9 protein-coding genes are annotated in these 8,805 nt (G+C 62.4%); 7 read left to right on the forward strand and 2 right to left on the reverse strand.

Annotation, left to right across the window (positions count from 1 at the left end):
* Positions 1–13 precede the first annotated feature (13 nt).
* From SH809_12720 to SH809_12750, 7 genes are all read left to right on the forward strand, one after another.
* The gene (locus tag SH809_12720) at positions 14–403 is read left to right on the forward strand and encodes a response regulator (GenBank protein ID MDZ4700563.1); all 390 of its coding nucleotides are present in this window, start codon (positions 14–16) and stop codon (positions 401–403) included.
* Entirely contained in the window at positions 404–1,816 is a 1,413-nt protein-coding gene (locus SH809_12725) for an adenylate/guanylate cyclase domain-containing protein (GenBank protein MDZ4700564.1), read from the forward strand.
* 8 nt (positions 1,817–1,824) lie between these two features.
* Positions 1,825–2,970 (forward strand): SpoIIE family protein phosphatase, encoded by a 1,146-nt coding sequence (locus SH809_12730; GenBank protein MDZ4700565.1) that lies wholly within the window; start codon positions 1,825–1,827, stop codon positions 2,968–2,970.
* 46 nt (positions 2,971–3,016) lie between these two features.
* Entirely contained in the window at positions 3,017–3,505 is a 489-nt protein-coding gene (locus tag SH809_12735; GenBank protein MDZ4700566.1) for an asparaginase domain-containing protein, read from the forward strand.
* A 141-nt stretch (positions 3,506–3,646) separates the two neighbouring features.
* Complete coding sequence (locus SH809_12740; GenBank protein MDZ4700567.1) at positions 3,647–4,561, forward strand: D-hexose-6-phosphate mutarotase; 915 nt, start codon at positions 3,647–3,649, stop codon at positions 4,559–4,561.
* 442 nt (positions 4,562–5,003) lie between these two features.
* A complete protein-coding gene (locus tag SH809_12745; protein ID MDZ4700568.1) occupies positions 5,004–5,618 on the forward strand; it encodes a hypothetical protein in 615 nt (204 codons plus the stop codon).
* Between the two features lie 23 nt (positions 5,619–5,641).
* On the forward strand, positions 5,642–6,385 hold the full coding sequence (locus SH809_12750; GenBank protein ID MDZ4700569.1) for a hypothetical protein: 744 nt from the start codon (positions 5,642–5,644) through the stop codon (positions 6,383–6,385).
* 77 nt (positions 6,386–6,462) lie between these two features.
* On the opposite strand, the gene SH809_12755 is transcribed toward SH809_12750, so the two are convergent.
* A complete protein-coding gene (locus tag SH809_12755; protein ID MDZ4700570.1) occupies positions 6,463–6,918 on the reverse strand; it encodes a hypothetical protein in 456 nt (151 codons plus the stop codon).
* 300 nt (positions 6,919–7,218) lie between these two features.
* The gene (locus tag SH809_12760; protein ID MDZ4700571.1) at positions 7,219–8,469 is read right to left on the reverse strand and encodes a threonine synthase; all 1,251 of its coding nucleotides are present in this window, start codon (positions 8,467–8,469) and stop codon (positions 7,219–7,221) included.
* Positions 8,470–8,805 lie beyond the last annotated feature (336 nt).

The following is an 8,805-nucleotide window of genomic DNA, read 5'->3' on the forward strand; positions in this document are numbered from 1 at the left end:
CGCCCGTACGTGTATGCAACGCGACACCCTTCACGTGCTCGTCGTCGACGACGAGGAAGACATGCAATGGTTGTTCCGTCAGCATTTCCGGAAGGAAATCAAGGCGAATACCCTTTCATTCCACTTCGCGCTTTCGGGTGAGGATGCACTGACGTATATGCGCTCGCTCAAACGGGCGGACATCGTGCTGGTGTTGTCCGACATCAATATGCCGGGGATGACGGGGCTGGAGTTGCTCAAGTGGCTCAAGCAGGAGTATGCCGGCGTGCCCGTGCACATCATCACTGCCTACGGCGACGAGCAAAACTACCGCTCCGCCATGCAGTATGGCGCGGACGGCTATCTCACAAAACCCATCGACTTCGCAGAGTTGAAGCAGACGATCGTGAGGATGACGGCGTAGATGGAAGCACCCAGAAAAATACTCGTGGTGGACGACGAGCCCGATCTGGGCGCGTTGATCCGTCAGAAATTTCGGAAGGAAATCCGCGCCGGCGATTATGACTTCGTCATGGCGTTGGATGGGTACGAGGCGCTCGATCGGCTCAACGAAGATCGCGACATCGAGATCGTACTGACCGATATCAACATGCCGCGGATGGATGGGTTGACGTTGTTGACCCACATCAGCCGGCTCGAACGGCTATTGCAGGCCGTCGTGGTGTCCGCCTATGGCGATCTCGACAACATTCGCCAGGCGATGAACCGGGGGTCATTCGACTTTCTGATGAAGCCGATCGATCTGCATGACCTCGAAATCACCATCAAAAAAGCCATCGACATTGTCGATGAACGCCGGCGGGCCCGACGGGTCCGCGAGACGTTCGGCCGGTACCTGTCGGACGAGGTCGCGTCCGCGCTGCTCGACAATCCGGACGCCTGGCGGCTGGGCGGTGAAAAGCGCCCCGTGACGATCCTCATGTCCGATCTCCGCGGCTTCTCGAATGTGTCGGAACGGCTGCCGCCGGAAGTAGTGGTCGACATTCTGAATACCTATCTCGGGAAGATGGCCGACGTCATCGCCGCGTACAATGGCACGATCGACGAGTTTATCGGAGACGCGATCCTGGTCGTTTTTGGCGCCCCGTTACAGCGGCCGGACGACGCCGAGCGGGCCGTGGCGTGTGCGCTGGCCATGCAGCGTGAGATGGCCGTGGTGAACGAGGTGATGCACGCCCGCGGGTGGCCGGCGCTCGAAATGGGCATCGGCATCAACACCGGCGAGGTTGTCGTGGGCAACATTGGATCGGCCAAACGCGCCAAGTACGGTGTCGTCGGGAGCCACGTCAACCTGACATCCCGCATCGAGTCCTACACCGTCGGCGGGCAGATCCTGCTGTCGGAGGGGACGCGGACCGCGGCCGGCGGGGGCCTGGTCATCGGCCGGCGGATGGAGGTGTCGACCAAGGGGTTCGCCGAGCCCATCGCGTTGTACGAGGTGGAAGGGATCGGGCCGCCCTACGACCTGTATCTCGCCGGCGAGGCCGATCCGCTCGTCGACCTCGCGGCGCCGTATCCCCTCCATTACATGGTGTTTGATGGAAAACACGTGACCGGTCGGCGCTCGGAAGGCGCGTTGTTGGCGCTCTCTCATCGAACGGCCCTGGTCCAGCTCTCCGCGCCCGTGCAGGTGTTGGAGAATGTACGTGTGGATATCGCATGGCACAGGGGCGACGAGCCGGCGTCGGGTGATCTGTATGCGAAGGTGACTGAAGCCGACGCCGGCCGGCAGACGGCGTTGCTCCGCTTCACGGCCATCCCCGAAGATGTCGCCAGCGCCCTCCGCGCGCTGATCGATCCCACACAATCCATGTGAACGCCATCATGCCCTTCGATATACTGGTCGTCGACGACGAGCCGGACCTCGAGTTGCTCATTCGACAGCGCTTCCGGAAACGGATTCGGGCCGAGGAATGGGCGTTCCACTTCGCGCAGAACGGGTTTCAGGCGCTGGATGTCCTGCAGGAGCAACCCCAGATCCAGCTCATCCTGACCGACATCAACATGCCCGGCATGGACGGGCTCACGCTGCTGGATCGGCTCCAGGGGATGGATCGCTTGCTGAAAGCGGTCGTCGTGTCGGCGTATGGGGACATGAGCAACATCCGCGTCGCCATGAACCGCGGCGCGTACGACTTCGTGACGAAGCCCGTCGATTTCGACGATCTGGAGCGGACGATCGACAAAGGGGTGCGGGAGCTGCGGGTGGTTGGCGAGGCGCTGAACGACCAGCGCGCGCTCCTCGATCTCCAGAAAGAACTATCCGTGGCCCGACGGATTCAGCGGGCGTTTCTGCCGGCGGAAACCCTCGAAACCGAACAGATTTCGATGCATGCATTCCTGGAGCCGGCGCGGGAGGTGGGTGGAGATTTCTACGACTTCTTCAAGATCGGGGACGACCGGATGGGGGTGGTCATCGGCGACGTATCCGGGAAAGGGGTGTCGGCGGCGCTGTTCATGGCGATCACGCGCACGCTGGTCCAGGCGGTGGCGATGCACGTCGATGCGCCGGGCGACATCGCCGAGCGGGTCAACCGGATGTTGTATCCGCAGAGCCTATCGGAAGTGTTCGTGACGGCGGTTATCGGCATCCTGGAGCTTTCGAGCGGGCAGTTCACCTATGTCACCGCCGGACACCCGGCGCCCTGCCTGGTGACGGCGGACGGCGGCGTCTCGACCCTCGAGCGGACGCGGGGCGTCGGGTTGTGTATGGTGAGTTCCTTTACCTTCGCGGAGGCCGCCGTTCGATTGGCGCCAGGCGATACCTTGTTTCTGTACACGGACGGCATCACGGAGGCTGTGGGCGAGAAGGGCGCCTTTTTCGAGGAGGTGCGTTTGATGGCCTCGCTGGGGTCGCGGGGCGGCGCCGAGGCGATCCTGCGTGGTGTACGCGAGGCGGTGAGCACCTTCACGGCCGGGCAGGCCCAGTTCGACGACCTGACGGCGCTCGCGTTGACGTACCGGGGCTGAAGAATCGGCGTCTCCTGATGCCGGCCTCGATAGACGACTTCGTTACATGCAGATAAAAATATTCACCACCGGCGGCACCATCGACAAGGTGTACTTCGACGCCAAAAGCGAATTCGCCGTCGGCGATCCTCAGATCACGCGCATCCTGTCGGATGCCGGCGTGGTGGTCTCTTACGCCATCGAGCGGTTGTTATCCAAGGATAGCCTGGAGATTACCGACGCGGACCGGGCGCTGATGCTGGAACGGGTCTCGCACGAATCCGCGCCGCATATTCTGATAACACACGGGACCGATACGATGGTAGATACGGCGCGGGTGCTCGAAGCCGTGCCCAATAAAACGATTGTCCTGGTCGGTTCGCTCAGCCCCGCCCGGTTTAAGAACAGCGACGCCGAGTTTAACATCGGTTTTGCGCTCGCCACCGTCCAGGCCATGCCCCCCGGCGTCTACATCGCGATGAATGGACGCATCTTTTCGTCGGGTTCGGTTCGGAAAAATCGGGAGAAAAATTGTTTTGAGTCCACCGCTCCATGAGTTCGCTCCCGTTTTATAGGTTTTACCACCCGTGGCCGATACTGCAAGGGCCTACCCCTTCGGATCGCCCGTTTGTGCAGCTCCCCTGCCCGCCTTCCCCCCGGGGTTATATAAAAAAGACCACCAAACCCGGAAGTTGCTGTGCAGTCTACTCTGGAGATCGATCAGTTGAGCGCCCGCTTCGCGCTTGGCCGGCAGGTTACATTTGTTGAAGGCCCCGGCGGTTTGCCGATGATTGAGCTGGCGCACGATCAGGCCCGCGCCACGGTGTCGTTGTACGGGGGGCAGGTGCTGAAATTCCAGCCCGCCGGCGCCGAGCCGGTGCTCTGGATGAGCGAAAAGAGCCATTTTGAAGAGGGCCGCGCCATCCGCGGCGGCATCCCGCTTTGCTGGCCCTGGTTCGGACCGTCGCTTCTGGACGACACGCTGCCCAATCACGGTTTCGTACGAAACCGGATGTGGGACGTGCGCGCCACACGGATCGTGGACGGCGAAGCCGCGCAGGTCCGCCTGGGGTTGTCGGACGACGCGGAGTCCCTCCGGATGTGGCCGCATCCCTTTGACCTCGAACTCGTCATCACCGTCGACACCGCGCTTACCGTCGAACTCATCGTTCGTAATACCGGCCACTTCGCGTTTGTCTGCGGCGGCGCGCTCCACACGTACCTGATCGTCGGCAACGTCGGCGATGTGCAGGTACACGGGCTGGAAGGCCTGTCGTACATCGATCAGCTCCGCCCCGACACGCTCAACCGGCAGGAGGGGCCCATCGTTTTTCGTGGCGAAGTGGACAACATCTACCTCGACACCACCGGTCCATGCGTCCTGGAGGATCCGAACCTCCATCGCCGGATCGTCGTGGAAAAAACCGGCAGCCGGTCGACGGTCGTCTGGAATCCCTGGGTCGCGAAGGCCCGCCGCATGGCCGATTTCGGCGACGAGGAGTACCTCGAGATGGTGTGTATCGAAACCGCCAACGCCGGCCGGGACCTCGTCTCCGTCACCCCCCGCGGCCAACACCGCCTCAAGACCACCCTCCGCGTGATGCCCCTGTAGGCCGGGTTAGGCCGAAGGCCGTAACCCGGCATTTGCCACCGGTTGGGTTTGTGGATATTCGTCAATTCGCCGAGTTGGCGTAATCGTCAATTCGCCGAGTTGGCGTATTCGTCGATTCGCCGGGGGCGTGGTGTTGGATGTTCGCCGGGGGCGTGGTATTGGATGTTCGCCGGGGGCGTGGTGCTGGATGTTCGCCGGGGGCGTGGTGCTGGATGTTCGCCGGGGGCGTGGTGCTGGATGTTCGCCTTTTGCCATACGGGCTTTTGCCATTCTTTCTGTCTGGATTTGTGGCTGGCGCTTGCCTACCTTTCTGGACGGCTTCGCCCGGTGATCCTCCCTTTTGATTCGATTTGGACGCTGGTCTGCCGCGGCATTATCTCTGCAAGCGTTCAGACATGGCAAAAAACGATCGTCGGGTAGAAGCAATGACCGGCGCAGGCTGGTGCCTGATTCCGATGGTCGCCACGCCATGACGGCAAAAGAGGCCGATGAAGCCTTCGAGCCGCCGGCGCTGCTCCGCGAAGCCGATTGGGACGATCTTGTGCCCCGGTTGCGCCTCTGGGCGCACCATTTTCACCGACGCTACCTGGGCCAGATCCGTTCGGCTCCCTCACCGGACGACCTGGTTCAGGAGGCGATCGTGAAGCTGTACACCGGCCGGCGCCGGCTGCCCGAGGACGTCCCGCTCCTCACCGTGCTGATCAACAACATCCAGAGCGACATCTGGAACTGGCTCACCCGCGAGGGTTTCACGAGCAAGGACAGCAAAGGCAAGGGGCGGAAAGGCTGGGGACGCCACACCGCGCTGGAGGAGTGGATGGCCGACCACGAGCGCCCCTCCCTACCTTCAGAGGTCGCTCGAAAGCATCTGCAGGAGTCCATCAAACGACGATTCGCCGGCGACGAGCTGGTTCTTCAGATGGTCGATCTCCTCTTCGCCGATCCGCTCCTGCGGCCGCGCGATCTGGCGAACCTGTTGAAGACGTCGGTGCTTGAAATAAATAAAGCGCAGAAGCGCCTCAAACGCGGGGCGCTGGGATTAAAAGACGCACTCTGACTTACTCCGGAACGGACAGCCCCATGGCCAAACGAGCCCACCGCACCCCCGACGACGCGTCGACCCCCGACGCCTCCGCCTGGCTGGATAACCGCCACGACGACGGCCTGCTCGATCTCGATGTACTTGCCGCCATGCCGGCGGCCGACGTACGGGCTGAACTCCGCGCCCACGGCGGCGGCGAGGATGCGGCGTTTATGGCGGCATTGAAGCAGCGGCTGGGCAGCCTCGAGCCGGCAACGGCGCGCCCTCCCGTACGAGAGGCGGACCGCTCGCCGGTGGTGCAACGCCGGCGCGTGAAGGTGTTCGGGTTTCGCGGCGCGCTGATCTTTTCGGCCTGTGTGTTGGTGGCCGTGTCACTTGGACCGATCACCTTTAGAAAGATCACGTCTATCCAGAACCCGGCCCTGGCCATCGATCCGGCGATCCCGAGCGTCGATCCGGCATCCATCCCCCCGACGCGCCTCGAAGGGCCGGCGCCGGGCGAGCTGGTGAAAGGGGTGAAGTACGTGCTGGTGGGGCTGGGGCGCGCGGCGTTGAACACGCCGCTCCCAAACAATCCGGGATCGCTGCAGGCTTCCTATCAGCTCCGGATGATGGTCGACCCCCAGGGGAATGTGGTCGGGCTGGAGTCGCTTTCCGAAGGTACGGATGCGTTCGAGCCGGTGGTGATCGATTCGCTCCTGCGCTGGCGCTTCGGGCCAGGCCGCGATGGTGGCCCGCGCACAAATGCCGGGACGATTACGATTCTCTACAGCCCCGAATGATGGGCAGATCATGAAACACTGCTGGCGGACCGGGTGTGCTGTTGTAGTGCGTTAATTTGTGATCTGAAATCAGTAATCTACGATAAGCGGCTCGCCGGCGATGGCACTAGGGGTGCGAGAGCGCCGGTGAGGGCGCGGGCGACGAGCAGACGCAGTTCTTCGTTGAGGTAGATCACTTCCGTGTAGACGATCTGCTGCTCGGGGCTAAGGGCGTCGTACGACGTGGTCAGCGACCCTTCGAATTCATCGGTGAGGCGGGCTACTAACGCCTCAATCGAGGCGGCTAGCTCCACGTTACGACCCGCCGAAGCCTGGATCAGCGCTTCTTGATGATGGGTCAGTTCGTCCAGAATGGACGCCATGGGGCGTTCGCGAAAGAGGACGCGGGTGCTATGACCCGTAGCCTCATTCGGTGAGGCGGCAATGGCTTCGAGGCCGTATGACGGATAGCGGGCCAGCTCGGAGGCCGGCGTTTCAGGCGCACAGGCGCTCAGCGCAAGGAGTCCGAGTACATAAAGCGAGCGGTTTTTCACGTCGGTACGGGCTAACAGGAGCGATTCACAGGCGGGCGCTTCCCGCTTCGACACCGTTGTATTCTATCCGGCTCTGCTTTTTTGCCGCATTCACCGGAGGTCAGTGAGGAGCTTGGCCTGTCCGGGGGGAAACGTGCGAAAGGGGGCGACCGGGATAAGACAGCCTGCTTGCAGGAAATATGCCCTCTTCAAGCATGCGAAAAAACTTCATACAGGCGCCCGAGGCCGAGGGCGGCTTTTTGCCGTACCGAGGTCGTACTTCGGTGAGAACAGCCCGTAATTTTGGGATCGGCGGGGAGGTTACCGCAAGAGGTGACGCAGGTTGGGGAGATACTTTTCGAACGACCCCGTGTTAAAAGTAACGACGCGGTCGCCGGCGCGGATGACGCCGCGGTCGACAAGGGAAGGAAGTGCCGCCAGGCAGGCAGCTCCTTCCGGGCTGATCCACCAGCCTTTTGTCTTGTAGGTCTGGCGCAGCGCCGATTCAATGTCCGCCTCAGCAACGCCCAGGGCGAGCCCCTGGCTTTCGTAGAGGATCTCTAGCACCCGGAAGTGTCCCACGCCGCCGGGGACGTTGATGCCTGTGGCAATGGTGTCGCCGGCCGTGACGGGCGCGGCGTCGCGCAGGCCCGCTTCGAAGGCGCGGACGAGCGGGGCCGTGCGGTCGCTCTGGACCGAGACGATGCGCGGCCTCCTGCCGTCGATCAGGCCGAGGGCTTCCAGTTCATCAAATGCCTTCCACATCCCCAGGATGCCCGTCCCGCCTCCCGTGGGGTAGACGACCACGTCCGGCAACGACCAGCGGCCGCCGGGTTCGCTCGGCTCCGCGATCTCCAGCCCCATCGTTTTTTTCCCTTCGATCCGCCACCCCGGCTCCTGGAAGGTGGCGACGCTGAAGTAGCCCTCCGGGATGTAGCGCTCCTTCACCCGCAGGCCGGCCTCGCGGATGGTGCCCTTGACGAGTTCGAGGTGCACCGTGGGGTAGATCTGTGCGTAGGCGGCCACCTTGCCCAGGATGGGCATCGGCGTGTCATCCGGCATCACGATGGCGACCTCCAGGCCGGCGGCGCGGCCGTATTCCGCCAGGGCGTCGCCGGCGTTGCCCTGCGTCGGGACGGCCAGTTTCTTGAGGCCGAGCCTGCGCGCCATCGACACCGCGACGGCCATCCCGCGGTCTTTAAAGCTCTGCGTTGGGTTACGGCCGAAGCCCGGGTAGGCGAGGCCTTCTTCCTTGACCTGGAGGCGGAAGCCGGCGTGTTTCGCGAGGGGGTGATCCGGGTAGTCGAACAGCGGCGTGTGTCCCTCGCCGAGGGTGACGATGTGGCGGGCGTCGTCCGGGTCCGCGATGTCGAGCGGGAGGAGGCTGCCGAAGCGCCACAGGTCCTTCCGTTCCGGGTGATACCAGGCGCCGTTAGGCTTTTCCCGACGGATTCGGTCGACATCCAACACGATCTGCACCGGTCGGTTATCCACCGGGCAGAGGTTCATGATGGTATCGGGAGGGTATTCGATGCCGGAACCAATGCCGCGGAGGCAAGAGGCGTAGCCCATGGGAGGAAAGGAGAGGCTGTGGGGGAGAGACCTGCGTTAAAAGAGGGATGCTTGCCGGCGTTCCTGTTTGCCGCGGGCATACGCCATAAAAAATGTTTATGGATGCTTGAAGAAGTATTTGCCATTTCATGGCCCCAACTTCTTTAAAACATATTGCAACGTACCACGTTGCAAGCTAAGCTGAGGCCCGTATTAAAGGGGCTTCTCAGTGATTAAAGGTATCAAACACAAAGGGCTTAGGGTGTGTTGACATTCGGCATGGAAGAGCGGGTTTTCGATGGATTTCGTGTAGATCGAGGCGCTTTTCGAGCGCGATGCAGCGCATCTCGCGAGAAA

Source organism: Rhodothermales bacterium, assembly GCA_034439735.1.
In the GTDB taxonomy this organism is placed as follows: Bacteria; Bacteroidota; Rhodothermia; order Rhodothermales; family JAHQVL01; genus JAWKNW01.